The sequence below is a fragment of the Streptomyces sp. NPDC051219 genome (assembly GCF_040682335.1).
Classification (GTDB): domain Bacteria; phylum Actinomycetota; class Actinomycetes; order Streptomycetales; family Streptomycetaceae; genus Streptomyces.
The window spans coordinates 1-25,097 of record NZ_JBFBAS010000054.1 but is presented as its reverse complement, the minus strand read 5'-3'; the positions used below and the strand labels follow the sequence as shown (position 1 = coordinate 25,097).

At 66.5% G+C, this 25,097-nt stretch carries 22 protein-coding genes and 1 pseudogene; 17 read left to right on the top strand and 6 right to left on the bottom strand.

The window, feature by feature from the left end:
* The first annotated feature begins 154 nt into the window (after positions 1-154).
* The 5 genes from AB0M62_RS32745 to tnpB all read left to right on the top strand — a co-directional run bounded on the left by AB0M62_RS32745 (position 155) and on the right by tnpB (position 5,303).
* Positions 155-1,225 carry an LLM class flavin-dependent oxidoreductase gene (locus AB0M62_RS32745; RefSeq protein WP_366077979.1) on the top strand — a complete coding sequence of 357 codons (1,071 nt, stop codon included), beginning with the start codon at positions 155-157 and terminating at the stop codon, positions 1,223-1,225.
* Entirely contained in the window at positions 1,222-1,788 is a 567-nt protein-coding gene (locus AB0M62_RS32740; protein ID WP_366077978.1) for an NAD(P)H-dependent oxidoreductase, read from the top strand. The genes AB0M62_RS32745 and AB0M62_RS32740 overlap by 4 nt, the downstream gene beginning before the upstream one ends.
* A 325-nt stretch (positions 1,789-2,113) precedes the next feature.
* Positions 2,114-3,034 carry an ABC transporter permease gene (locus AB0M62_RS32735; protein WP_366077977.1) on the top strand — a complete coding sequence of 307 codons (921 nt, stop codon included), beginning with the start codon at positions 2,114-2,116 and terminating at the stop codon, positions 3,032-3,034.
* Positions 3,035-3,282: 248 nt separating this feature from the next.
* Positions 3,283-3,858: an IS607 family transposase gene (locus AB0M62_RS32730; RefSeq protein WP_366077975.1), complete on the top strand. Its 576-nt coding sequence runs from the start codon at positions 3,283-3,285 to the stop codon at positions 3,856-3,858.
* Positions 3,855-5,303, top strand: coding sequence for an IS607 family element RNA-guided endonuclease TnpB (gene tnpB, locus AB0M62_RS32725; RefSeq protein ID WP_366077974.1), 1,449 nt, complete (start codon positions 3,855-3,857; stop codon positions 5,301-5,303). The genes AB0M62_RS32730 and tnpB overlap by 4 nt, the downstream gene beginning before the upstream one ends.
* Positions 5,304-5,618: 315 nt before the next feature.
* On the opposite strand, the gene hxlA is transcribed toward tnpB, so the two are convergent.
* Together hxlA and hxlB are read right to left on the bottom strand one after the other, a co-directional pair.
* Complete coding sequence (gene hxlA, locus AB0M62_RS32720; protein WP_366077973.1) at positions 5,619-6,245, bottom strand: 3-hexulose-6-phosphate synthase; 627 nt, start codon at positions 6,243-6,245, stop codon at positions 5,619-5,621.
* A gap of 55 nt (positions 6,246-6,300) precedes the next feature.
* The gene (gene hxlB, locus AB0M62_RS32715; protein ID WP_366077972.1) at positions 6,301-6,849 is read right to left on the bottom strand and encodes a 6-phospho-3-hexuloisomerase; all 549 of its coding nucleotides are present in this window, start codon (positions 6,847-6,849) and stop codon (positions 6,301-6,303) included.
* A gap of 111 nt (positions 6,850-6,960) precedes the next feature.
* Between hxlB and AB0M62_RS32710 the strand changes: the two genes are divergently transcribed.
* The gene (locus tag AB0M62_RS32710; protein WP_366077971.1) at positions 6,961-8,190 is read left to right on the top strand and encodes a LuxR family transcriptional regulator; all 1,230 of its coding nucleotides are present in this window, start codon (positions 6,961-6,963) and stop codon (positions 8,188-8,190) included.
* 292 nt (positions 8,191-8,482) lie between these two features.
* On the opposite strand, the gene AB0M62_RS32705 is transcribed toward AB0M62_RS32710, so the two are convergent.
* The 3 genes from AB0M62_RS32705 to AB0M62_RS32695 all read right to left on the bottom strand — a co-directional run bounded on the left by AB0M62_RS32705 (position 8,483) and on the right by AB0M62_RS32695 (position 11,493).
* Complete coding sequence (locus AB0M62_RS32705; protein WP_366077970.1) at positions 8,483-8,848, bottom strand: MarR family transcriptional regulator; 366 nt, start codon at positions 8,846-8,848, stop codon at positions 8,483-8,485.
* Between the two features lie 292 nt (positions 8,849-9,140).
* Positions 9,141-10,205, bottom strand: coding sequence for an MBL fold metallo-hydrolase (locus AB0M62_RS32700; protein WP_366077969.1), 1,065 nt, complete (start codon positions 10,203-10,205; stop codon positions 9,141-9,143).
* A gap of 115 nt (positions 10,206-10,320) precedes the next feature.
* On the bottom strand, positions 10,321-11,493 hold the full coding sequence (locus AB0M62_RS32695) for an NAD(P)-dependent alcohol dehydrogenase (protein WP_366077968.1): 1,173 nt from the start codon (positions 11,491-11,493) through the stop codon (positions 10,321-10,323).
* 461 nt (positions 11,494-11,954) lie between these two features.
* Between AB0M62_RS32695 and AB0M62_RS32690 the strand changes: the two genes are divergently transcribed.
* The 6 genes and pseudogenes from AB0M62_RS32690 (at position 11,955) to AB0M62_RS32665 (ending at position 16,973) form a co-directional block, all read left to right on the top strand.
* Positions 11,955-13,421 (top strand): aldehyde dehydrogenase family protein, encoded by a 1,467-nt coding sequence (locus AB0M62_RS32690; protein WP_366077967.1) that lies wholly within the window; start codon positions 11,955-11,957, stop codon positions 13,419-13,421.
* A gap of 870 nt (positions 13,422-14,291) precedes the next feature.
* A complete protein-coding gene (locus AB0M62_RS32685; protein WP_366077966.1) occupies positions 14,292-14,855 on the top strand; it encodes a MarR family transcriptional regulator in 564 nt (187 codons plus the stop codon).
* Positions 14,856-14,950: 95 nt separating this feature from the next.
* Positions 14,951-15,868 (top strand): LLM class flavin-dependent oxidoreductase, encoded by a 918-nt coding sequence (locus AB0M62_RS32680; protein WP_366077965.1) that lies wholly within the window; start codon positions 14,951-14,953, stop codon positions 15,866-15,868.
* A pseudogene (locus AB0M62_RS32675) lies at positions 15,865-16,041 on the top strand (hypothetical protein); the annotation flags it as partial. The gene AB0M62_RS32680 and the pseudogene AB0M62_RS32675, both read left to right, overlap by 4 nt.
* 109 nt (positions 16,042-16,150) lie before the next feature.
* Positions 16,151-16,456, top strand: a complete 306-nt coding sequence (locus AB0M62_RS32670) for a YceI family protein (protein ID WP_366077988.1) — start codon at positions 16,151-16,153, stop codon at positions 16,454-16,456.
* Between the two features lie 157 nt (positions 16,457-16,613).
* Entirely contained in the window at positions 16,614-16,973 is a 360-nt protein-coding gene (locus tag AB0M62_RS32665; RefSeq protein ID WP_366077964.1) for a helix-turn-helix domain-containing protein, read from the top strand.
* A gap of 409 nt (positions 16,974-17,382) precedes the next feature.
* Here AB0M62_RS32665 and AB0M62_RS32660 read toward each other — a convergent pair whose 3' ends face one another.
* Positions 17,383-18,189, bottom strand: a complete 807-nt coding sequence (locus tag AB0M62_RS32660) for a FadR/GntR family transcriptional regulator (RefSeq protein ID WP_366077987.1) — start codon at positions 18,187-18,189, stop codon at positions 17,383-17,385.
* A 743-nt stretch (positions 18,190-18,932) separates the two neighbouring features.
* On the opposite strand from AB0M62_RS32660, the gene AB0M62_RS32655 reads away from it, so the two are divergent.
* The 5 genes from AB0M62_RS32655 to AB0M62_RS32635 all read left to right on the top strand — a co-directional run bounded on the left by AB0M62_RS32655 (position 18,933) and on the right by AB0M62_RS32635 (position 25,072).
* Positions 18,933-20,528: an aldehyde dehydrogenase family protein gene (locus tag AB0M62_RS32655; RefSeq protein WP_366077963.1), complete on the top strand. Its 1,596-nt coding sequence runs from the start codon at positions 18,933-18,935 to the stop codon at positions 20,526-20,528.
* Between the two features lie 49 nt (positions 20,529-20,577).
* Positions 20,578-22,125, top strand: a complete 1,548-nt coding sequence (locus tag AB0M62_RS32650) for an NAD(P)/FAD-dependent oxidoreductase (protein ID WP_366077962.1) — start codon at positions 20,578-20,580, stop codon at positions 22,123-22,125.
* 14 nt (positions 22,126-22,139) lie between these two features.
* Positions 22,140-23,063, top strand: coding sequence for an ABC transporter substrate-binding protein (locus AB0M62_RS32645; protein WP_366077961.1), 924 nt, complete (start codon positions 22,140-22,142; stop codon positions 23,061-23,063).
* A 291-nt stretch (positions 23,064-23,354) separates the two neighbouring features.
* Positions 23,355-24,440, top strand: a complete 1,086-nt coding sequence (locus tag AB0M62_RS32640) for an S-(hydroxymethyl)mycothiol dehydrogenase (protein ID WP_366077960.1) — start codon at positions 23,355-23,357, stop codon at positions 24,438-24,440.
* Entirely contained in the window at positions 24,440-25,072 is a 633-nt protein-coding gene (locus AB0M62_RS32635; protein ID WP_366077959.1) for an MBL fold metallo-hydrolase, read from the top strand. Before AB0M62_RS32640 ends, AB0M62_RS32635 begins: the two co-directional genes overlap by 1 nt.
* Positions 25,073-25,097: the final 25 nt, after the last annotated feature.

Sequence of the window (25,097 nt, the reverse complement as noted above, 5' to 3'; positions counted from 1 at the left end):
TCACCAGCCTGCCCTGACTCAAGGAGGGGCAGCGCGGAAACGGAGCCCCCTCGATCGTTCGTTGCGCAACGAATAAAATCGCAGGCGCAGCGGTTAGCGCACCACGGGGCATGACCCCGCCCCGGACCACGATCTGCTACGGAAGGTGCCTGCCATGGCCTTCGAACTCGGCATCTACCACTTCGGCGAGCTGACGCCGAACCCCACAACCGGCATCCCACCCAAACCCGGGGTGCGGTTGCGTGAACTGATCGAACAGGCCCGCGCCGCTGACGACGCGGGCCTGGACGTGTTCGCGGTCGGTGAGCACCACCGCACCGACTTCGCGGTTTCCACGCCCGCCGTCGTCCTGGCGGCCATGGCGGAGAACACCCGCGACATCAAGCTGTCCAGCGCCGTGACGGTGCTGAGCTCCGACGATCCGGTGCGCGTCTTTCAGCAGTTCGCCACGCTCGATCTGATCTCAGGCGGCCGGGCCGAGATCATCGCAGGGCGCGGCTCGTACACCGAGTCGTTCCCGCTGTTCGGGTACGACCTGCACGACTATGCGGACCTCTTCGCCGAGAAGCTCGATCTGCTGCTGCGTCTTCGTGAGGAGAACCCGGTCACCTGGCACGGGACGATGCGGCCGCCGCTCAACCAGGGCGACATCACCCCACAGCCGGATCGCGAACTGCCGGTATGGGTCGCGGTGGGCGGCACCGCCGCCTCGGTCGTACGCGCCGCCAGGCAGGGCCTGCCCCTCTCGCTGGCCATCATCGGCGGCAGCTATGTGCACTTCCGCCCGTTCGTTGACCTCTACCGGCAGACGGCCGAAGAGTCCGGGCACGATCCGGCACGGATGAAGGTCTCCATCAATTCGCCCGGTTTCATCGCGGCGTCCCACCGCGAGGCGATCGAGGTCTCACACCCGTACTTCCAGGCGGGCTGGATGGCGAACCACCATCAGCGCGGACGCGGTGTACCGATGCCGCGCGCGGCTTACGAAGCCCAGTCGAGCGCTGCGGGCGCGTTCTTCCTCGGCAGCACGCAGGAGGTAATCGACACGATCATGGCGCAGTACCAGCTGTTCCGGCACGACCGCATGATGATCCAGCTGGGGTACGGCGACGTCCCGCAGAAAGAGATGCTGAAGGCGATCGACCTCCTGGGCAGCGAGGTGGCACCGGTCGTCCGAAAGGAAATCGCCTCTCTCGAGGACGCCACGACGGAGGCAAGAGCATGAGCGGGCCTCTGCGCGTGGTCGCGGTCGTGGGCACGTTGCGCTCCCCGTCGAAGACGACGGCTCTGGCAGAGCTGATATTGACGACCCTCGCGGCGCAGACGGAGACGGAGTCACAGCTCATCGAGCTCCATACGCTCGGTTCGGATCTTGCAGGTGCCGCTGAGCGTGAACAGCTGGGGCCCAAAGCGGTGGCAGCGCTGCGCGCCGTGGAATCGGCGGACCTGGTCATCGCGGCCAGCCCGGTGTTCCAGGGCTCCTACAGCGGGCTGTTCAAGCACTTCTTCGATTTCGTCGCACCCTACGCGCTGGCCGCGAAGCCGGTGATCCTGGCAGCCACCGGGGGCAGCGAGCGGCATGCTCTGGTCGTGGAGCATGCGCTGCGGCCACTGTTCGCGTTTCTCCAGGCGTGGACCGCTCCGGCCGGCATCTACCTGAACGCGGGCGACTTCGACGGCACCACGATCCTCAATCCCGAGGTCTACGAGCGTATCGAGATGACCGTCGCCGACGTCGCGCAGATCGCCACCGCGCTCGCAGCGGCCCGTCAGGCAACCGGCCGCTGACACCCCTGCAAAGCTGGCTTGACCGCATCACCGGCTCACGAATATGATTCGTTGCACAACGAATCATATTGCGTTGCTGCCCCGCCGCCGCAGACTCCCCCTCCCGGCGGCGGGGCTATTCGTGTCTTCTCAACGCCGGCGAGCGACCTGCGCGCTTCCAAGCCTGCCTGGCCACCAGCAAGGACAAGGTATGTCCCCGTCACCTGCTCATCCCCACGGCATCGAGACCCCCCGCGCATCTGCCACCGGACGCCAGACTCCGCCCAGGCCCGTTGCGACGGGGCTGAGCGGATGCAGGGCGACCTTCATACCCGTAGCCATCGTCGTGACAATCGGAGCGATCTTCATTGCCGTGTACCTCGCCGTCTTCCACGCACCGGTGCCCCGCGATGTGCCCGTCGCCGTAGTCGGCACAGCCGCCGACGCGCAGCGTGTCGAGTCACGGCTTGCCGACCAGGCTCCCCGTGCTTTCCGTGTCAGGACGTTCCCGGACGTGAAGACGGCGCGTACCGCCGTCGAACACGGGGAGATCTTCGCCGCCTACGAACCACACGCGGCCGACGGCCCGATGCTGCTCTATGCCGGAGCACACGGCCCATCGGCCACCAGCGTCGTCACCCATGCCTTCACGCAGGCTGCCGCCGCAGACGGGACAATGCTCAAGACCCTCGATGCGGTCCCCGCATCTCCCCGGGACACCCGCGGGCTTGTCGTGTTCTATACGACGTTCGGCCTGGTGCTCTCCGGCTACCTGTTCGGGATCATGACCTACCAGTTGGCGCCCGGCATCGCACTGACCCAACGGCTGTACAGTCTCGCCGCCTTCGCAGTCGGCGGCGGAGTGATCGTGGCGGCCATCGTCCGCGCCTTCGACGTACTGCCGGCGCCCTTCTTCGGCGTCGCTGGTCTGGTGGCGCTGGTCGCGCTCGCCATCGGAGCCGCCACCATGCTGCTCGTCCGCACGCTCGGGATCCTCGGCTCCAGCACCGCCGCAGTGCTGTTCATGACGCTTGGCAACGCCACGAGCGGCGGCAGCCTTCCGGCCTACTTCCTTCCCGACGGGCTCCGCCCGTTCTCCTCCGCCCTGCCCGTCGGCGTTGGGGTGCGCGCCGTCAACGGACTTGCCTTCTTCCACCGGGACGGAGTGGCCAGCGCCGTGGCGATACTGGGCGCCTGGGCCCTGGTCAGCGTCGCCGGTCTCTGGCTTCATACACGACTGTTGACGCGCCGGGCCACGCAACAGTGACACGCTCGTCCGGCTGTCACCACCCGGTCTCACTGCGCCAGGATGCCGTCGAACAGGACGTACTCCGAAGCGACTTCGCACAGGACACTGAGCAGCCCGGGCGCGTGGCCGCCTGACAAAGGCCACCCTGCCTGCACGGGCGGTGTCAGCGGCGATACCGAACCTGCCCCAAGCGGCGCGGAGGGGCTGACAACTGTCGCGCTATCCATCAGCCAATATCAGTCTCTCTACAGGTGTATCGTGATCGTGTGAAGCTTTCCGAGTGGGCGGCGCGCAATGGTGTGCACTACCAGACTGCGTGGACGTGGGCGAAAGAGGGCCGTATGCCGGTCCCGGTCGTTCAGACGCCGTCTGGTACGTGGCTTGTTGCCGAGCCCGCTGCGGAGTCTTCGGGCAGGGTCGTGGCGTACTGCCGTGTGTCGTCGGCGGACCAGAAGGCAGATCTTGACCGGCAGGTTTCCCGTGTTGTGCAGGGTGCGACGAAGATCGGGCTTCCGGTTGCCGAGGTGGTGACCGAGGTCGCCTCCGGGCTGAACGGCCGTCGGCGGAAGCTCAGTCGTGTGCTGTCCGACCCGAAGGCCACCACGATCGTGGTGGAGCACCGCGACCGTCTCGCACGGTTCGGTGTCGAGCATCTGGAAGCCGTACTGTCGGCGTCCGGGCGTCGCCTGGTGATCCTCGAGTCCGGGGAGACCACCAGCGATCTTGTGGGGGACATCACCGAGGTTCTGACGTCGATGTGCGCCCGTCTGTACGGGCAGCGTGCGGGGAAGAGTCGGGCCGCCCGTGCGGTCGCCATCGCGACCGGTGAGGCCGCCGAGTGAAGCAGTTCAGGGCCCAGCCGGGTTTCGTGGTGCAGGCGTACCGGTTCGCTCTGGACCCGAACATCAAGGGCGAACGGCTTCTGCGGTCGCATTGTGGTGCGGCGCGTGCCGCGTACAACTGGGCGGTCACCTGGGTGACGGCGTCGTGGTGGCAACGCAAGGCGGAAGGAACGTACGGCGTCCTGGACGATCAGTTGACACCGTGGCGGCCATGGTCGCTGCCTGCGCTGCGGAAGGCGTTCAACGAGACCAAGCGCACCGACCCGCGCTTCGCCGCCTGGTGGGAGGAGAACTCCGAGGAGGCTTACAACACCGGCCTCGCAAACGCGGCGGCCGCGTTCGACAGCTACAGCAAGTCCAAGCGCGGCCGGCGCAGAGGCAAGCCGGTGGGAATGCCCCGCCGCAAATCCAAGCACAAGGCGCGTTTATCGTGCAGGTTCACCACCGGCACCATCCGCCTCGAGGCGGACCGAAGGCATGTCACCCTGCCTCGGCTGGGCACGATCCGCACCCATGAGTCCACCCGCAAGCTCGAGCGCCGAGTCGCGAACGGCACGGCCCGCCTCCTGTCGGCGACCGTGCGGCACGAGCGGGGCCGGTGGTTCGTCTCCTTCCAGGTCGAGGTCAAGCGGGAGATCACCCGCGTCGCCCGCCCGGACGTGGCCGTCGGCGTGGACTTGGGAGTGAAGGTGCTGGCAGTGATGGCGGACTGTCTTGGCGAGGTCAGGTATGTCCCCAACCCGGCGCACTACGACACCGCGCTGGGGGCCCTCAAGCGACTCTCCCGTCGCGTGTCACGCAGACGCGGCCCGGACCGCCGGGCAGGTCAGAAGCCGTCCAAGCGGTGGCTCAAGGCCAACGAGCAGCGCAACAAGGTTCATCATAGGGTCGCGAACCTCCGCGCTGATGCCCTGCACAAGCTCACCACCACCATCCGCTGCGAGTACGGCACCGTCGTGGTGGAAGACCTCAACGTTGCCGGGATGCTCAAGAACCGGCGGCTTGCCCGCAAGATCGCTGATGCCGGGTTCGGGGAGATCCGCCGTCAGCTCACCTACAAGGGCCGGCGCAACGGATGCCACACCGTGGTCGCCAACCGCTGGTATCCCTCCTCCAAAACCTGCTCGGGCTGCGGCGCGGTGAAAGCCAAACTGCCGCTGCACGTCCGGACCTTCGCATGCGACGAATGCCCGCTCCTCCTGGACCGGGACGAGAACGCCGCGCGCAACCTCGCCGCCCTCGCGACCGACGCAGTGACAGGTACCGCAGTGGGCGGAGACCTGGGCGCGCAAGCGCCGAAACCTCGTGGAGCCGACCAGAAGACCCGCACCATCACCCGCAGCCGCAAAGCTGCGAGTGAGCGGGCAGGTAGCGCAATCCCGCACCAGCGGAAGGAAACGAGAGACCTTCATCAGGACACCACCGTCCAACCCGGACTGTGGTGACACCGCTAAGGACCTTCCCGGTCGAAAGATCGGGAATGCTGAGATTCCTTGAGGATCAAAGCAACGGCATGCCGACGCCGACACACCACAAGCGACCCGGGCATGTTGGTGCGGCAATAGCCTGCCCTGACACCGCCCTCACGGGGACGCTGATCACGATGCCCCGCTCGGCAAGGGGCGTGGGCTCCCTCGGCAGCACGGAAACCCAGTGCGTTGCGGACTTCAGGCTCCGGGCAACGCCGCGTGGGAGCCCGCCGCCGGGTGACGGAGACGGGCTCCCACGCGGGAAAAGTAAGCAGCGGCAGGGGTTGTTGCTCAGTCGCCGATCGCAGCCCTGAGGGCCTTGGCCGCGGCGGCTGGGTCGTCCGCGCTGTAGATGGAGCTTCCCGCGACCGCGACCACTGCGCCCGCGCGCTGCACGGCTTTAATGGAGTCGGCCTTCACTCCGCCGGCCACGGAGAACGGCACGCGTGCCTCCGCGCCCTGGTCCAGAAGCGTCTTAAAGGTGAAGCCCTCCTCTGCCTGCTCGTCGAGGCCTGCGTGCATCTCGACGAACTCGACACCGAGTTCTCGCACTTCGCGCGCCCTTGCCGCCTTGTCCGGAACTCCGATGAGGTCGACAACGACTCCCTTGTTGTGCGCTCTGGCGGCCTTGACGGCGCCTGCGATGGTGGAGTTGCCGGCAGTGCCGAGCACGGTCACCAGATCTGCGCCCGCCTTGAAGGCCATGTCGGCTTCCAGTTCCCCGGCGTCGGCGGTCTTGAGATCTGCAAAGACCGTCTTGTCCGGATACTGAGCCTTGACCGCGCTGATGGCGCGGAGCCCTTCGCTCTTGATCAGCGGAGTGCCCAACTCGAGGATGTCCACGTACGGACTCACCTGCCGGGCCAGCGAGAGCGCGTCCTCGACGGTGAGTACATCCATTGCGACCTGTAGTTTCATGAGTTTCGACTTTCGTTTCGCTGGAGTGGTACAGGGGCCGCCTTGCTTATCTGAGTCATTCGAGGTTGGCGTGGCGGTCCCACAGTCGCGACGCGCTCGATCCGTCGCTGCGCCACAGCACGGAGAACAGGCCGTCCGTGATCAGTAGGACAGCCTGCTCAAAGAGGCTGCCGGCGTATTGCTCGGACCGTGTCGAGCCGGTGTCCTGCTTCTGTGCCGCTGGCACCGTGATCACGTGGGTGGCGAGTTTCGCGGCGGCGGAGTCCGGTGCCGTGGTCAGCAGTAGGACGTTCGCCCCGACCTCTCGGCTCTTTTCGATTGCTCGGACGACACCAGGGGTTGTGCCGGATCCCGACGCTGCTATCAGCAGGTCACCGGACTTGATGGCTGGCGTGGTGACTTCTCCCACCACGTGCACCGTGATGCCCAGGTGCATAAGTCGCATGGCGGCCATCTTCAGTGCCAGGCCGGAGCGGCCAGCCCCTATCACGAATACGGCAGGGGCACTGCGGATCAACTCCGGGATCCCCTGGAACTGCTTGCGGTTCAAGTGCTGGGCGAGGCGGGAATTCTCCGCGATCACCAGCGCCAGCCCGTCAGCCACGTCAACTTGTACCATGGCATCTAGCATCCCTACCCGAACGGCCAGGAGCAGCCGGTGGTTGGCATAGTTTCACCTACACCAATCGGTAGGCCGCTGGAGACAGTGACCGTGTTGGACACGCTCGCGCACGTGCTCGAGGCACCCCTATGGGAGATCGCCGAGCGCTTCTCGGGAGCGCTGGACGTGTACATCCCGCACAGCGCACTCGTCATCTTCACCAAGGAGTGCACTGGCCGACCGCAGAAGAAGGCGGGCGACGAGTCAATCATCAGCCGTGTGACGATCGGCGAACTGGAGCAGCTGCGCGCGCGGCTGCCGCTGACCGGCGTGTGGCGAGGTAGTCACCGCCTCGGCGGCGCGGAGCGTCCGGTGATTGCTTGGATGGCAACGACCGGGGCGCTCCTGGCGCTGACCGACCCGCAGCTCGACGAAGACCACGCCGGGCACATGTCTGTCGTCGACGCAATGTGGCAGATGGTGGCCATGCGCATTCAGCAGCAGGTCGCCGCAGCACCGCCCAGCTACCTGCGCGAGTCCCGTGCGGCGTCAGCCGAGCGAGCGCGGGTGACCGCTGAAATGACCGATGCACACGCGACCACGCTGGAAACCGTCTTGGCAGTACTGCGCTCCCGGGATCTGGACGACGCCCGGGCCCGCCGGACAGCCACCGATCTGGCGGCAGCGGCCATGGTCCGGCTACGCACTGCCAGCGACCTCGATCGCTCACTGGCCGAGGAACCGGTCGGTAAAGCCTTCGCGCGGCTGCGGGATGATCTGAGCCCGCTGATGCGGTTCGGTGACGTCGAGGTGCAGTTGGTTGAGCCCCCTGCCGATGGGCGGGCGCTACCCGGCGAGGTCGCTCACGCCGCTCGCGCTGTGGTGAGGGCAGCGGTACTCGGGATGGCTGAGCAGCCTGGTGTGCGGCGCGTCCGGACCCAGTGGAACTGCGACGGCAGCAACCTGCTGATGAATATCCGCGACGACGGCCCCGGGGCATTGACCGCTGAATCGCTGACCGTCATGCAGCTCCGGTCGCGCATTCATGCCCTCAACGGCCTGCTGACCGTGCAGGTGACTCCGGGCTGGGGTTCCGAACTGCAGGTGACCCTGCCGCTTGACCCGCCTGCACCGACGCTGGACGAGATGGTCAAGTGGGGACTGGCCGAACGGGAACTGGAAGTGCTCAAGCACATCGCCGCCGGGCAGCGCAATCGCAGTATCGCGAAGTCTCTCGGGATCAGCGAGAACACGGTCAAATTCCATACCCGGAACTTGTTCCGGAAGATGGGCGCCGCCTCACGGGCCGAGGCCGCTGCCCTCGCTCATGCCGCCGGTTTGTAGATGCCCGCAGATCCCCACCGGACGAACGACGCCACATCACTGTTCCGACTGGGCCGGCGCTAGCGTCGCATTCCAGCCCAACCCTCTACTGGGAAGGAGTGCACATGCCGGCAGGGCGCGCAGGGTCAAGTGCACATCTGCCCGTGCAGCTCCGCTGCGATCGTGACGGGCTACTCCACTCCCCGTGTTCATCGATCCGTTGGGCGGCACACGAAGCCGCCCCCGTATCGCGGCCGCATTTCGTCGCCGCAGTCCGCCTCTGGACTGTCATCCTCCACGACAGCGCGCAATCTCAACAGTTGCCGACGGTCTTAGCGAGTCCAACCGTGTCCCAGATCTCGCTGAGCTGGGTCAGCTGTTCTTCGCTGAGCTTGCCGAAGAACTCCTGCCGAAGGCTGCTCCGGTGGACCTTGAGTGCCCGGCGATATGCCTTGCGTCCGGCTGGGGTCAGTACCGCATCGAGACCCCGAGCGTCGTCGGGGCACTTCTGCCGTTCGACGAGGCCCTGGCGCTGGAGCTCGTCCACGATGCGCGTGAGACCGCTGCGGCTGATCAGCAGGTGCGCAGCGATGTCCTTCATCCGCATCCGCCCCTCCGGCGCCTCTGCGATGGTCAACAGGACCTCGAACGAGGACGTCGGCATGCGTTCGGCTTCCATGAGCTCATGGTCGAGTCGACGCAGGAGTTGCAGGTGCGTGGCGAGGAAACCAAGCCAGACCGCTCGCTCGGTCGCGCTGAAGGGGCGCGAGGTATTTGCGGTTGTCTTCGACGTGAGTGTTGCCGTAGCCACAAGCACGTCGCTGTTCCTCTGCATGACCCTCCACTAGTTCGTTGCGAAATGAATTATATCAGGCCGCCCCCGGGACAGTGTGTCTGCGCATCTGCCCCAGGAGCAACCAAGGATGCGCGGGCGGGTCGGCGCCGGCCCTTGGCAGCAGCCCAAGCCGGGCTCAGGACTGCGGAATGATCAGCTTCTCGAAGCCGGTCACCATGCCGTACTCCAGCCGCAGTGCCTCGAGGATCGAGTAGGCGTGGTACTTGGTCATGACATCCGCGCCCGCCAGGCGCTGGGCCCAGGTCTGGCCGTTGTCGGTGACCTTCTCGAGCGTCTTCTTGGTGACGTAGTTGGTCATCTCGTTGAAGTAGTTCTCCCACAGGACCCAGGCGTTGCTGAGGCCGATGCGCTCGATGTACTCGAGTTCCTGGCCGTTGTCCAGGGCCTCCTTCGCGAAGGTGATGATGTCGTTGGTGTAGTCGCGGGAGGCCAGGGCGTCCTCACGGGTGCCATAGCGGTTGACGTGGCCCGAGACGACGGCCTTGAAGTCGTACTGGAGGATCCAGTCGTGGGCCTCGGCCCAGCCGCGGATGTTCTCCGAGGCGTCGCAGTGCTTGAAGGCGCTCCATCCGGGGCTGATGATGTCGATCGCCGCGAGCGCCTTCTGCTGCGGGGCGTAGATGAAGATGTTGCCGGGTGTGTGGTTGACACCGTGGTAGTCCAGGTGGAACCGGACCCCGTTGACGTCAAGGGTCTCGCTGGTGGTGATGGTGTCCGTGGGCACGGGCAGACCCCGCTCGCCGCCCAGGTCCGGCCAGCGCTGGATCATCTCCCGGGTGTAGTCGTGGGAGATGACCTTGATGTTGTCACCGGCGAAGATGCCGGCCGCGCCGATGTGGTCGGAGTGCCAGTGGCTGTAAATGAGGTGGGTGACCGGCTCGTCGGTGACCTCCGCGATGGCCCGGCGCAGGTTCTCACCCAAAAGCGGCGGGGCGTCCACCACGACGACCCCGTTGCCGGTGGCGACGAACATGCAGTCGTAGGCGCCGGACGTTACGTAGTAGGCGCCGTCGTGGATCTCCTCGACGTGGTATCCCTTGGCGAGCCGGTCGGGAAGGAACAGCGTGCCGTAGGCGTCGGCGGGTACGGGCCGGTAGTCGGCCAAGGTGTTGAGCGGCATACCAGCCGCGCCCAGCTGGTGCCGGTCGGTGGGGGTGCCGGGCGTGCTGTGGTCATTCATTGTTGCTTACCTTTTCGTTCGGTTCGATTCCGTGGGTGTCGGCATGAGGTGAGGGCCAGGAGTGCGGCGCGAGGTGATGCGCTGCCGCTCCTGCGGCGAGTACGCGGTCGTGTCGCTATTCGCCGATGCGCAGAACGGGCTTGATCACAGCCCCCGTCTGCGTGTCTGTGACGGCCTGGTTGATGTCGCCGAAGTCGTAGAAGGCGACGAGCCGGTCGAACGGGAACCGTCCGGCCTTGTACAGGTCGATCAGCTGGGGGATGAACAGCTGCGGAATGGAGTCGCCCTGGGCGACCCCCCGGACGGTACGGCCGCCCAGCAGGGCGTTCATGTTCACGGGGGCCTGGGCGCCGGCGGGCGCGCCGCCGATGAGGGCGGCGGTGCCCAGCGGGGCGAGGGCGTCGACGGCGAGGGTGAGCATCTCCGGCCGCGCGGTGATCTCCAGGACATAGTCCGCGCCGTTGCCGGTGATCTCGGCGATCCGGGCGGCAGTGTCCTCCTCCTTGGCGTTGATGGTGTGGGTGGCACCGAACTCGGCGGCGAGCGCGAGCCGTTCGGGAACGACGTCGACGGCGATGATCGGGTTGGCGCCGACGACAGCGGACGCCATGACGGCGGCGAGACCGACGGTCCCGGTGCCGATGACCACCACGGACGACCCCGCGGGGACTTCCAGCGAGTTCAGCACGGCTCCGGCTCCGGTCTGGAGCCCGCATCCGAGCGGGCCGAGCAGCTCCAGCGGGACGTCCGTGTCCACCTTGACCACGTTGCGCTCGGTGGCCAGAGCATGGGTGGCGAAGGAGGACTGACCGAAGAAGTGCCCGTGGATCTCCTCGTCATCGCAGTCGGCACCGCCGTGCAGCGCGTTGGTGCCGTCCAACCGGGAGCCGCCGAAGTTCGCGGGGAAGGCATGCTCGCAGTAGGCGTAATGGCCGCGCAGACAGGGGCGGCAGTGCCCGCACGCCTGGTAGGACATGACCACGTGATCGCCGGGGGCGACGGCGGTCACGGCGCTGCCGACCGCCTCGACGATCCCGGAGCCCTCGTGGCCGAGCACGACGGGGAGCGGCACGGGAAGGTCCTGGTTGCGTACATGCACGTCCGTCTGACAGACGCCGGCCGCCGCGACCTTCACGAGCACCTCGTCCGGCCGCAATCGGGTGTCGAGGGTGAGCTCTTCGAGCCGGAAGGGCTGCCCCTTCTCGCGGACGACCGCGGCGGTGACCGCCGTGGTGTCGCGGGGACTGTCTGAGGTATGCGGTGGGAGTGAACTCTCCTGGTCCGCCATGGTGATTCTCCAAACCGGAAACATGCACTGCGCTGCCGCTTGCCGCGTCGTCGCGCGAGTCGATCCATCGGCGCCTCTGAGGGCGGCTGGAAGCGAGGACGAACATCCGGGTGAGCGGGACGGCCGCTGTTCTGCGCCTGCCCCAAAAGCAGATAGTTCGTTGCGCAACGAATGGTATGCACACCCCTCCCGCACGGTCAAGCACTCCCGAGCGGCCGCGTTTGCCGTGGAAATCCGACCCTCATCCACGAGCACCCAGCCATGTATCATTCGTTGCACAGCGAACTACTTATGGATCACTCAGCCTCTGAACAGGTAGTTTGCCTCTATCTGGCGTGTTCGATCACCGCGAATGGTGCGTCACTGGGGGTGTGCGGTTCCGCCGCGGGCCGCACCCGTCGCGCTTCACCGGTCACGCAGCCAAGGCCACGCCGTTCACCACTCATCAGGAGATGCGTTCCATGTCCCTCTCCCCCTCCGGCTCGGTTCATGTCCGCAACTACATCGGCGGACGATGGACCGATTCCGCCACTACCTCCTCCTCGCTCGACCCTGCCACCGGCAAGGAGCTGGGTACCTTCGCCGACGGCGGCGCCGACGAGGCGCGAGCGGCCATCGACGCCGCCCGGCGCGCCTTCGAGACGGGAGACTGGTCTCGTAACCGTGATCTGCGCGCGCAGGCTCTGTTCGAGATGGCCGACCGTATGGCGGACCGGCGCGACGAGCTCGTCGGCCTGTTGTCGAAGGAGAACGGGAAGATCCTCCCCGAGGCGGCTCTCGAGGTGGACCTCACCATCTCCAAGATCCGCTACTACGGAGCGCTCGCCCTGACCGAATCCGGGCGCGCGGCCGAGGTCAAACCCGGCCTCTACTCCATGACACTGCGCCAGGCTGCCGGCGTCGCCGGGGTGATCGCACCGTGGAACTCCCCCGTGATCCTTTCTGTCCGGTCCTTCGCCCCCGCACTGGCAGCCGGCTGCACCGTCGTGCTGAAACTGCCGGGGCAGACCGCACTGACGAACAACCTGCTGTACGAAATCGTCGACGCGACCGCGTCGCTGCCCAAGGGCGTGTTCAACGCCTTCACCGGGTCCGGCAGCGCGGGTGCCCGGCTGATCGTCGCGGACCCCGGCGTGGACGTCATCAGCTACACCGGCAGCACCCGGGTCGGGCGCAGCATCATGGCCGACGCCTCCCAGCACCTGAAGGGCATGTCGCTCGAGCTCGGCGGCAAGACTCCGATGATCGTCTTCGACGATGCCGACCTCGATGCCGCCGTTCCCGTCCTGGTCAAGGCCATCACCACCTTCACCGGTCAGTTCTGCATGACCGGCAGCAGGGTGCTGGTGCAGCGCGGAGTGGCCGACGAACTGCGCACACGCCTGTCCGCCGCCCTGGAGGCAGTGCGGCTGGGCCCGGCTGACGACCCCGCCAGCGACATGGGTCCCCTCATCGACCAGGCCAGCGCCGAGCGGGTGGACCAGGTCGTGGCCGCCGCCGCCGCCTACGCCAAGATCCTGGTTCGGGGCGGCCGTGTCACCGAAGGGCCACTTGCCGCTGGAGCGTTCATCCGCCCGAGCCTGGTGGAGGTCGATGACGTGTCGCGGCCGATCGTCCAGGAAGAGGTCTTCGGGCCGGTCGCCACCTTCGAGGTCTTCGATGACGAGACCGATGCGATCGCCCGCGCCAACGCCACCGAGTTCGGCCTCGCGGCGAGCATCTGGACCCGCGACGTCGACCGCCCGCTGCGCGTCGGCCGGGAACTGGAGGCCGGCACGATCTGGGCCAACACATGGGCCGTCATCGTCGACCAGATGGAGGAGGGCGGCTTCAAGCAGAGCGGGGTCGGCCGCCTCAACGGCATCCGCGCCCTGGAGGAGTTCCAGGAAATCAAGCACGTCGTCCACCCCGCCCCACGTCACGCCTGACCCGATCTTCCGGCAGCCGGCCGGATCAGCGGCCCGCCGGGCCTGAAGACTCCGTCTCCCGGCAACGGACCAGTCCCACCACCCGGACCACGCAGGAACCAACCGGACTGAAACGACAGGGAACACCTTCATGCCCTCGATCGACTCGCCCCACCCTCCCGACCTCTTCGAGGAGCATCTCCCCCTCGGACCCGTCGCCCGGGAGCTGCTGTTCACCGCTGCCCGTACGGCGAACACCTTCGCTGGCGAGCCGGTCTCCCATGGACAGCTGCGGGCCGTCCGGGAGCTGTCCACGTGGCTCCGACCGCGGCCGGCGTCACTCCCATGCGGGTGCTCCACCTGCGCACCCCGCCGACCGCATCTGATCGCGCGCCTGGCCGCGGATAGCCGGCCCAAGAGCGCACCCGCGCTGATGATCGCCGTGCCGGCATACGCCACCCAGTACACCGAACACGTGCTCCGGCTGCTGCCGGTCCGGCCGGAGATGAAGGAAGGAAGCACTCGAGGCCGGCCCGGTCCACCACCAGGAGTAGGCCCGCTTCAACGCGTCGCTCCAAGGCGCCCACTTCATGCTGTCCGTCCGGGCCGCCGGACTGGCCACAGGCGCCCCTGGGCGGCTTCGCCATCAGGAGCGGAGCGCGCATTCTTGCCCGACGGACGGCTCAAGTCGTTCCTCGTGATCAACATCGGCAAGCCCGGTGATGACCCGCGGTTCGAGAGGCTTCCGCGTCTGCGCCACGAGAGGCCGTCCAGCTGTTCCAACCTCGGCCTGGTGCGGACAGGGCAGACACCCTGGCCTCCACGTCCCCGCCCACACCAGGCGATGACCCGTGTTCTCGCCGCAGCAGCACACCCACGCCAGGAGACGCCATGACCACACCACCCAGCTCGCCTCTGGAACTGGAGGGTCACGAACAACAGACGTTTCGTGCCTTTCTCACCGCCGCACGCCTGCTCTCGAACGCAATAGGCCAGGAACTGCGCCGCGAAACGGGCATGACGAAAATCCACTTCGAGGTCCTGAGCCGGCTCGAGGAGGCACCCGGGCACCGGATGAACTTGGGCGCCCTGGCCCGGGACATGGCCGTGTCCTCGAGCAGGCTGTCGCACATCATGAACAGGCTCGAGGAGTTGTCCTGGGTGCGCCGCCTGGACAACCCCCGGGACGGGCGCTTTCACCTGGCTGAACTCACCGATGGCGGTCTCACCGCTTTCCACAGGGCAGCTCTGCGGCACACCCGATTCGCACAGGAGCGGTTCCTGGCCCCTCTCTCTGCGGAGCAAGTCGGCCAGCTGCGGCAGATCAGCAACACTCTCCTGGCCCAGCCGCCGAGCGGGGCGCCCCTAACCGGGCCGCGGGACAGACCTGGTGAAGCCGCACCGGATGCCGTCGAAGCGGATGTGTACGGCACCGGACCGACACTCCGGCTGTGACAGACGGTCGACGGCAGAAAACAGCATCACCAAGATCCGTGCCAACGCCGGGCACATCAGGGTGAGCCCTGCCCGCAATCATCAGGGAAAAGATCATGGCAATCGCCACCGGTTCCGTCGGACTCAACATCGACCCCTCTGCCGCCGGCCTTGCATCGGCACGACGGCTGGCACGCCTGGCGGACGAGGCCGGGCTGGACTTCATCGGGGTGCAGGACCACGTCTATCACCCGGAGTTCCTCGACACCTGGACGCTCATCACCTCGCTGGCAACGGCCACGCAACGCGTGACCTTCATGACCAACGTCGCCAACACCCTGCTGCGGCCCCCCGCACAGTTGATCAAGGCCGCCTCGACGCTCAGCACTGTGGCGCCTGGGCGATTCGTTCTCGGCGTGGGCGCAGGAGCCTCACCCTCGGCAATCTCAGCCTACGGCGGGCCCCAGTACAGCCCCGCCCAGGCCACCGACGCCTTCGAGGAAGCCATGCAGGTGATGAAGGCCATGAACGCCCCGTCGCAGCACGCCGTGCATTTCGACGGGAAGTACCACCGCGTCCACGGCGCACATCCCGGGCCCTTCCCCGCGCGGCCAGTGCCGATCATGGTGGGCTCCTACGGGCCTCGCATGCTCAGGATCACCGGTCGGCTGGGCGACGGCTGGCTGCCTACCAACAGCTACGCCCCACCGGACAGAATTGCCGAGCTCCAGCACGTGATCGACGAGGCCGCCACTGCGGCAGGCCGTGATCCCAAGTCTGTCCAGCGGATCTACAACGTCATGGGAACCATCACCGGCAGCGGCAGTCCGGTGTTCGAGGGCCGACAGCTTGTCGGCCCGCCGGAGTTCTGGGTGGAGACCCTGAACCGCTACCGCGAGGAACTGGGCTTCGACTCCTTCCTCTTCTGGCCCGTCAACGCAGACAGCGAAGCCCAGGCGGACCTCTTCGCCGAGAAGGTCGCACCCCACGTCCGCATCAGCCCGTCGCCGACGGCCCAAGGAGCACACCCATGACCACCTCCCCCGCACCCGTCACCACCGACCAGACCCCCCACCGGCACCTGGTACATCGATCCGCTGCACTCCACCATCGGATTCGTCGCCCGGCACGGCACCTGGAGTTCGTCCGGGTCCGCAGCCGCTTCACCGACGCCGCGGGCACCGTCCACATCGCTGACCCGGTCGAGAACTCCAGCGCCGAGGTCCACATCGCCACGGCATCGCTCGACACCGGGCCCCCGGCGCGATCAACACCTGCGCTCGCCGGAATTCCTGGACTCCGAACGGCATCCCGTCATGGAGTTCCGCGGCCATACGGTCCACTGCGCGGCCTGTCACTGCTCCATGGAGGGCGACCTCACCATCGCCGGCACCACCCTCCCCGTGACGCTCATCGGCGACTTCCTGCGCGAAGACGTCTACCCCTTCAGCGGGGGGCGTCGCCTGGGCTTCATCGCACACGCCCGTATTGACCGTCGCGCATTCGGCGTCGTGGCACTGCCCCCGATTCCGGGAGCAATGGCGTCCGCCAGGTCGAAGGAACGCAACGCTCTGTGCGGTCAGACAGTCGCGAAGGCGGTCCGGAGCCGGCACAACGCTTAAGGATCGAGCCTGCCCCGACCGGTGTCGTTGACCACGGGGTGCAACGGACCGCCGCGGTGACCGCAAGCGGGTCGGTCAGGACGACGCGCCCGCTCCCTGCCTTCGGTGGGCGACGGCGCAAAGGCTTCAACGAGGCAAGAAAAGGACGCCCGACGCCATGGTGAGCAGGACACAGCAAGGGGGATGCGCGGGCGAGCCGTCCAGAAGGGTGGATCCCGCCCTCACACGCGTGTTCACCCTGCTTGGCAAGCGATGGACCGGGCTTGTCCTGGCTGTGCTGACACAGGGACCGGTGCACTTCGCCCAGCTGCGCCGGGCCATCCCGGGAATCAGCGAGCGAATGCTCTCAGATCGGCTCACCGAACTGGTGGCAGTCGGCCTGGTCGTCCGCCAAGTTGATCCCGAGCCACCACTGCGGGTCAACTACGGCGTGACTGCGGCAGGCGAGGCCGTATGTCCAGCCCTGCGCGAGCTCAGCCGCTGGGCCGACGAGTACCTTACCGGCGACATCCCGTGAACCCAGGCGGTCCGGTTGTGGCCCGTGACGATATCGGACATCAGTCCGGTTCTACAGTGCCGTTGGAACTCCTCCGTACACCGCCGCCCAGGGAGCGAACGGACGCGGCACGTAACCGCGCCGCCGTGCTGGACGCCGCGGGCAGGCTCTTCGCCGAACATGGCGGACTATCTGCTGGAACACCTGGCCCTGATCCGAATCTCGGAGACCGCGGCGCCCGGTACCGGATCGACACCTACCGGTTCTGGCACCGCCACACAGCGATCCTCCTGGGCGCCACACCCGATCCCGAAACTCGGCGAACAACGGATACGAGTCGGCCTCATGCGCCTCGCCCACTCGGCAATGCAACGCCCCAGCCCGCAGGACAAAGGATCCGACCGCGAACCACACCTATCCGCGCGGCCTCTTAGTCGCGCTGGCGCGAGTGGGACAGCGTCTCGGCGAGGTGTTTCTGCATCTCCCTGTGGTGTGTCTCGACCGCGACGCGCGCAGCGTCCGGATCCCGCGCGAGTACCGCGTCGAGAATCGGTTGGTGCAACGCCAGTTGCTGCTCGGGGCTGGAGTCACGCAGCCACCTCGGCACCTTGTCGTTTTGAACCCACTGCTTGTACTCGGAGCTCAGGAGCGTGGTGTGGACGCTTTCGTATACCGCGCCGAGGTACGCGTTTCCCGAGGCGCGCACGATAGTCGCATGGAACACCGTGTCCGCCGCGATCCACTGGGATGGGTGCCTGGCTGCCTCCGCAAGGCGCTGGAGCGCCTCGCGCATTTCCTCGATCACTTCCGCACCGAGCGGCGGAGTGCGTTGCGCAGCCACCGTGGTGCCCAACGTCTCCAGCCAGAATCGCAGCTGCATGAGGTCCGCGGCGGAGTGCTCGTCGAGATCGAGCATCAACGTGACCGAGGCGGTCACCATTGACTCAGGACGGCGGACCACGTAGGCCCCCGAACCACGGCGGATCTCCACCAGGCCCATCAACGACAGTGATCGAAGCGCCTGACTGACCGTGGGTCGACTGGCCCCGACCCGTTCGGCCAGATCCCGCTCCGACGGAAGACGGGAGCCCGCCGCGATGTTCTCCGTGATGATGAGCGACCGGATACGCTCGGCGACCTCGTCAGAGAGCCGCGTGGTGGACATTGGCTGGAGCCCGTTCAGTTCAACCGGATCCGGTCGGCGCCGCGAGTAGCCGCCACGTGGAACTTCAGACACCAGCAAACGCCTCCTTTGTTGTAGACCAATGAGGCCGGGATGCGCCAGCGGTATGGCCCGCCCCATTAGACATCATGCCACACTGCGGCCTGGCCAATTGTCCACCATGATGAAGTTGCCGCCTCGCCCTCCCGTCACCTCCGGGCGTGGCTCGACGCTCTTCATGCCCGGATCAGTATCGGAGGTCGCCGAGCGGCAACATCGTCGAGGTGCGGACTGCATGAGGTGCCCGTTGGTGCGCGAGCAGGTGGAACGGTCGATGCCACAGGGGCGGTCCGTCGGCTACGTGGCTCACTGGGCGCGGTGGGTCCCGACCCAGAGCTCGGCGTCCACCCGGGTGGGATGGCCTGCCGCCGGCCGGGTGCGGCCGCCACGAGGCTTCGATGGGTCTTGGTGGGCCCGAAGGCTCGAGTGTCACCGAATCCAGCGTGCCAGTCGGACGTCAACGTCATCACAAGGCGGTGTTGGGGTCGAGGAAAGTCCGTGCCCACCTGTCAGGCCTGAGCGGGTCCAGTCTTGCAAAAAGTGGCCTGGCCAGTTAGCCTCTTATAGACCCCGAGGCAGGGCTCACCCTGGGCGGAGACTAGGCAGGGACGCGGTTCTGCTCGCTCTGCCTAGGGGTCGCCCGACTCACACTCGCGCCGACCGGTGCATCGAAAACTCGAACATCAGGGTGTGCCTCAGGGCTCCAGTGCGCACCTCGAAGTCGGCACAAACACCTCGCGAACTTGCAAGGAGTCGTCATGTCAGACAGCGGCACGAGTCGGAGTGAGCAGCCTGTGACGCGCACGGACTCCTCGTCGCCGACCGGTACGGGCAATGCGACTGGTGGAACGGGCTCGCCAGTCGACTCCCTGCTGAAGAAGCGCCCCTTGTGGGGATCATTCATCGACGGTGAGTTCAGGCTTCGCCCCGGTGCCACCACATTCGACGTGCTCGAGGCGGCAACAGGTAAGCCTCTGGCGGCAGTCGCGGAATCTACGTCGGCAGATGTCGACCTGGCCGTGACCAGCGCACGCCACACCTACGACAACATCTGGGGCGTCATGTCCCCACGTGAGCGCGCCGATGCGATGCGCGAGGTCGCGGCACGAATCAGGGCAAACGCCGCCGAATTGGCCGAGCTCACTGCGCGCGAGGTGGGAAAGCCTCTACGCGACGCAGCGCGCGTGGACATCGTCTCGTGCCACTCCAGCTTCGACTACTACGCCGGCATCGCGAGTACGCTGCACGGCGAGATCATCGACCAGGGGCCCATCGAGGCTCGGGTCTACTACGAGCCCTATGGCGTGGCTGCGGCGATCCTCCCGTTCAATTGGCCGCCCATCCACTTCTCGAAGAAGTGCGCTCCAGCGCTGGCTGCAGGTAACACCGTGGTCATCAAGCCGGGCGAGCAGGCGCCCCTTACGGTGCTACGACTTGTCGAGATCGCCAATGAGGTGCTGCCTCCCGGCGTCATCAACGCCGTATCCGGCCTCGCGGCCGGGGCGGAACTCGCCGGTCATCCTGTTGTCGAACGGATCTCGTTCACCGGTTCGACGGCAACGGGAAGGAAGGTCCTTGAGTCAGCGGCCAAGAACCTCACTTACGCCACTCTTGAGCTGGGCGGCAAGAACGCCCTGATCGTGCTCGACGATGCCGACGTCGACCTCGCCGTCCGCGTCGCCATCGAGGGTATGTTCTACAACCAGGGCGAGGCATGCACCTCGACCGCACGACTATTGGTGCACCAGACGCGCTACGAGGAGTTCGCCGAGAAGTTCATCGCCGCAGCGGACGCGCTCGAGGTCGGAGACCCGATGGACTCCTCGACCGACATCGGACCGATGGTCGACGCCAAGCAGCAGCAGCGCGTCGAACACTACGCGCGAGACGGCGTGGAACAAGGCGCAAAGCTGCTCTGGGAAGGACGGACACCCAGTAGCCCGAGGTTCCAGCACGGGTTCTTCGTCAAGCCCCGGATCCTTGGGGATGTCACCTCGGCCATGAACGTCGCCCAGGACGAAATTTTCGGTCCGGTCGCGTGCCTGATGCGATTTGACGAAGACCACCAGGCGATAGAGATCGCCAACGGCACCGACTACGGGTTGACCGCGGCCATCTGCACCCGAGACGAAGGTCGTGCCGCACGGCTGGCCCGCCGGCTCGCAGTCGGGATGGTATTCGTCAACAACTACACCCGCCGCACGTTCATCGGATCACCGTTCGGCGGCGTCAAAGGCAGTGGTTTCGGCCGAGAATACGCCGAGGAGACGCTGCGCGAGTTTGTGCGAGCCAAGAACGTTCGCTTCCCCTCGGGCCGTGGCGCCGTGCCAGGCTGGCCCCCGAGGACTGACTGAGCATGCGGCTCCAAGAACCATCTGTTAGCCATCTACTGAGGGGCCTGCTGTGTCTTCGTTTGATGAACCGACCGTTGACGTAGTTGTCGTCGGTGCCGGCCATAACTCCCTGATCACGGCTGCGTATCTCGCCAAGGCTGGACTTGAAGTCGCCGTTCTGGAGGCGAAAGACATCATCGGGGGGAACACCGTCACCGAAGAGCTGACGTTGCCCGGATGGCAGCACGACTCGTGTTCGAGCGCGCACGCGGTGATTCAGAACAATCCCGTGATTCGCGACGACGAGCTCGGGCTCATCGCCGACTACGGCTTGCGGTACGTGTATACCGACCCCGCCGCGGTACTCCCCCTGGATGAAGGGGACGCCGTGGTCCTGCATCGATCGGTCGAGCGTACGGCCGATGAGATCGCCCGCTTCTCCGCGAAGGATGCCCAGCGATTCACCACTTTGGTCGACGAATGGGACAAGGAACTGCGCTATGCCCATCGCCGATGGAACACCGGAGAGCTCACCGACGCACCGGGCGATCTGAAGTATGAAGAGCTGTGCAGGCGCAGTGCGTACGATGTCGTCCACGAGGAGTTTGAACACCCCGTCACCCGACGGCTCTTCCTCTGGATGGGTTTCGCGAATTTCCAGCCCCCCAAGAGGCCCGGTACCGGACTGTTGCCGATCAGCATTCTCAAGGGTCGGCTTGATTACGGCTGGGCGACCCCCGTGGGTGGATCCGGGGCTCTTCCCGCCGCCCTGGCGAAGCTCCTTCTGGACCACGGTGGCCAGATATTCACGAACGCCGGGGTGTCGGAGATACTCGCCTCGCACGGGCGAGCCGACGGTGTGAGGACCCATGACGGGCGGATCGTCCGGGCGCGTAAGGCGGTCGTGTCCTCAGCGCACGTGCGGACCATGGCCGCGATGTTCGAAGCCTCGGCATGTCCCCCGGACCTCGTCAAGGCGGCAGAGAACTGGCGGCCTGGAATCGGCTTGTTCGCAGTTCACGCGGCGCTCCACAAGGACATCACGTATCGCCTCGGGGACGGCAGCGAGGTGTACTCGACGTCCGGGGGGCTCGGCGGCCCGGAAGGCACCTTGCGCCAAGTCGAAGGTTGCCACTCTGGAGAGCCCGAGTTCGACGACCCGTGGATGCTGCTCGTGTCGTCCACCGTGGCCGACCCCGATCGCGCGGCGACAGGCGCAACCTTCAAGATCCTCACCGCTGCACCGGCGGAGCTTGCCGGCGGGCGCAGCTGGGAGGAGTTTGGGCCGCAGTACGCACAGCACCTTCTCACGCTGGCCGGGCGCCACGTGCAGGGCCTGGACTCGAACAACATCGCAGCAATCCGACACGAAACACCGACGAGCCTTGCCACGCGCAGCCCGAGCAACATCGGCGGTTCCTGCCATGGAGGCGAGTTCGTCACGGCAGACGGCGGCGTGGTTCCGGGGCTGCAACAGTGGGCGAGCTCGCTTGACGGCCTGTTCTACACCGGTTCGATGGCCCACCCCGGCGGATCGGTTTCGGGATGGCCGGGGAGGAACGCGGCACGCGCGGTATTGTCCGCGGTGGGCATCGATCCCGTCACAGTGATGAGCTGACTTCGGACCGCCTGATGATCACTATACGCCTGGGCTCGTTCAGCAATTCACTGGTCGACACCGTGGCCCGTTGCGCAGGTATGTACCGAGACGAGTTCATTGACGTCGAATTCTGCCGCGTGCTGAGCTCGCCGAGTCAGTTCGAGAAGCTTTCCACCGGAGAACTCGACGTCGCACTGACCGCTACCGACAATGTTCTCAACTATCGCTACAACCAGGGTCCGGGCAACAGCCCTTCGCTTGACATAAGAATTATTCGCGGAGTGGAACTCAGCGGCGGCGTGAGCCTGGTCGCCGGCCCCACGGTGAAGTCGCTCCAGGACTTGCGCGGTGCACTCATCGCCGTCGACGACACCAACTCCGGCTTCGCCCTGCTGTTGTACGATCTGCTGGCGAGAGCAGGGCTGGTACGCGGGCTGGACTACCGCGTGGTGGCGTTCGGCGGTACGCCCCGCCGCTTCAAGGGCGTGGTCGACGGCGACTTCGATGCCACGATGTTGCACGCCGGGTTCGACCTGCGTGCGGCTGATCACGGCTGTTCCATTCTCGGAACGGTTTCGGACGTACTCCCCCGGTATATGACGACCGTCCTTGCTGCCCTGCCAGGCTGGCTGGAGAAGGGCTCGGCCCCTCAGCAATTCTTGAGGGCTTGGGACCGGGCGGCGGCTTACGCGACAAATCCAGTCAACAGTCAAGCCTGCATCGACATGATGCAGCGGAATTTCGCGGTGTCAGAGCAACTCGCCACACGCATGTACAAGCAGGCGGCGAATCCGCAATTCGGCCTGGTGGTCGGGGACCGGGTGTCCCGTTCCGGGGTGTCGGAGGTAGCCGATGTCCGGCGCCGACATGGGGAACTCGGTGATGACGTTGACATTGCGGCTACGCTGCGGGAACCCATTGGCCTGATCGACCAGCGCTACGCTCGAGCGTTTTGAGTAACGTGAATCAGACAGAATTGACGGGACAGACCCTTTGAGAGGCGTCGTGACTCTCGTCAGTCTGTATTGCGATGCTCGGGCCCCTCACGCATATCTGCGCGGCACCACAACGTTCCCCTGGCCGGGGGCCGGCCCGGCGAAAACGGCCACGCCGAGCACTGGCCGGACCAGCCGAGGCACTGCACCGGATCAAGCAGACCCCGACGTGCACTTCGCTGCGGCAACCCGCCCGGCGGAGCATCACGCTGCCGACTGTGAGCCGGCACCCCTGTAACGACAGGAGCAACCGTGTCCCAGTACGTCCAGGGCGTCGTCGCCCTCGCCCAAGGCAAGTCCGTCTCCGTCGCGACCGTCGTCATTCCAGACCCCGGTCACGGTGAGGCGGTAGTGAAAATCCAGGCCTGCGGGGTCTGCCACACCGACCTGCACTACCGCGAGGGCGGCATCAGCAACGAGTTCCCCTTCCTGCTCGGCCACGAGGCCGCAGGCGTCGTGGAATCGGTCGGCGAGGGTGTCACGGACCTGACGCCGGGCGACTACGTAGTGCTGAACTGGCGCGCGGTGTGCGGGGTCTGCCGCGCCTGCAAGAAGGGAAAGCCGCAGTACTGCTTCGACACCCACAACGCGAAGCAGAAGATGACCCTCACCGACGGCACCGAGCTGGCACCCGCCCTCGGTATCGGTGCCTTCGCCGAGAAGACGCTGGTCGCCGCCGGGCAGTGCACCAAGGTCGACCCCGCTGCCTCACCGGCCGTGGCCGGGCTGCTCGGTTGCGGGGTGATGGCGGGCATCGGCGCGGCGGTCAACACCGGTGGTGTCGGCCGAGGCGACACGGTGGCCGTCATCGGCTGCGGCGGCGTCGGCGCCGCCGCCGTGCTCGGCGCACGGCTGGCCGGTGCGGCGAAGATCATCGCTGTGGACCTCGACGACCGCAAGCTGGAGACCGCTCGGACGCTGGGCGCCACGCACACCGTCAACTCCCGCGAGGCCGACCCGGTCCAGGCGATCCGTGACTTGACAGGTGGGTTCGGCACCGATGTCGTGATCGATGCCGTCGGCCGTCCGGAGACGTACCGGCAGGCGTTCTACGCCCGCGACCTCGCCGGCACCGTCGTTCTCGTCGGCGTTCCCACCCCTGAGATGCGGCTCGAACTGCCGCTGCTGGACGTCTTCGGCCGCGGCGGAGCGCTGAAGTCCTCCTGGTACGGCGACTGCCTGCCCTCCCGTGACTTCCCCATGCTCATCGACCTCTACCTCCAGGGCCGCCTGCACCTGGACGCCTTCGTCAGCGAGACCATCGCCCTGGACGAGGTCGAGGGCGCCTTCGCACGCATGCACAAAGGGGACGTCCTTCGCTCGGTGGTGCTGCTCTGATGCCCGGCGTCCGTATCGAACGCGTGGTCACCTCGGGCACGTTCAGTCTGGACGGCGGTACCTGGGACGTCGACAACAACGTCTGGCTGGTCGGCGACGATCACGAGGTGGTCGTGATCGACGCCGCCCACGACGCTGACGCCATCTCTGCGGCGGTTGGTGACCGGCGGCTCACCGCGATCGTGTGCACCCACGCGCACAACGACCACGTCAATGCAGCCCCCGCCCTCGCCGAGATCACCGGTGCGCGCGTCCTGCTCCACCTAAACGACCGGCTGCTGTGGAATCACGTTCATCCCGACTGCGTCCCCAGCGGCTATTTGACCGACAACCAGCGCGTCACGGTAGCCGGCACGGAGTTGCAGGTGTTGCACACCCCCGGACACACGCCCGGCGCCATCTGCCTCTATGTGCCCAGCCGCGACACCGTCTTCACGGGCGACACCCTGTTCGCGGGCGGTCCCGGAGCGACCGGCCGGTCGTACTCGGACTTCCCCACCATCATCCGCTCGATCCGGGACCGCCTCCTCGTGCTGCCGCCCGCCACCGACGTGCGCACCGGGCACGGCGACAACACCACCATCGGCACGGAGGCGCCGCACCTCGCCGACTGGGTTGCACGAGGCCACTGAGTGGTGAAGGTTCCCGATCGATGAG

What these genes read in the sequence shown, in the direction of transcription:
- AB0M62_RS32690 (WP_366077967.1), top strand. Translation starts at nt 11,955, where the DNA reads ATGTCCCTCTCCCCCTCCGGCTCGGTTCATGTCCGCAACTACATCGGC.
- hxlA (WP_366077973.1), bottom strand. Translation starts at nt 6,245, where the DNA reads ATGAAACTACAGGTCGCAATGGATGTACTCACCGTCGAGGACGCGCTC.
- AB0M62_RS32685 (WP_366077966.1), top strand. Translation starts at nt 14,292, where the DNA reads ATGACCACACCACCCAGCTCGCCTCTGGAACTGGAGGGTCACGAACAA.
- AB0M62_RS32670 (WP_366077988.1), top strand. Translation starts at nt 16,151, where the DNA reads ATGGAGTTCCGCGGCCATACGGTCCACTGCGCGGCCTGTCACTGCTCC.
- AB0M62_RS32700 (WP_366077969.1), bottom strand. Translation starts at nt 10,205, where the DNA reads ATGAATGACCACAGCACGCCCGGCACCCCCACCGACCGGCACCAGCTG.
- AB0M62_RS32740 (WP_366077978.1), top strand. Translation starts at nt 1,222, where the DNA reads ATGAGCGGGCCTCTGCGCGTGGTCGCGGTCGTGGGCACGTTGCGCTCC.
- AB0M62_RS32695 (WP_366077968.1), bottom strand. Translation starts at nt 11,493, where the DNA reads ATGGCGGACCAGGAGAGTTCACTCCCACCGCATACCTCAGACAGTCCC.
- AB0M62_RS32680 (WP_366077965.1), top strand. Translation starts at nt 14,951, where the DNA reads ATGGCAATCGCCACCGGTTCCGTCGGACTCAACATCGACCCCTCTGCC.
- AB0M62_RS32655 (WP_366077963.1), top strand. Translation starts at nt 18,933, where the DNA reads ATGTCAGACAGCGGCACGAGTCGGAGTGAGCAGCCTGTGACGCGCACG.
- AB0M62_RS32645 (WP_366077961.1), top strand. Translation starts at nt 22,140, where the DNA reads ATGATCACTATACGCCTGGGCTCGTTCAGCAATTCACTGGTCGACACC.
- AB0M62_RS32635 (WP_366077959.1), top strand. Translation starts at nt 24,440, where the DNA reads ATGCCCGGCGTCCGTATCGAACGCGTGGTCACCTCGGGCACGTTCAGT.
- AB0M62_RS32665 (WP_366077964.1), top strand. Translation starts at nt 16,614, where the DNA reads ATGGTGAGCAGGACACAGCAAGGGGGATGCGCGGGCGAGCCGTCCAGA.
- AB0M62_RS32745 (WP_366077979.1), top strand. Translation starts at nt 155, where the DNA reads ATGGCCTTCGAACTCGGCATCTACCACTTCGGCGAGCTGACGCCGAAC.
- AB0M62_RS32705 (WP_366077970.1), bottom strand. Translation starts at nt 8,848, where the DNA reads ATGGAAGCCGAACGCATGCCGACGTCCTCGTTCGAGGTCCTGTTGACC.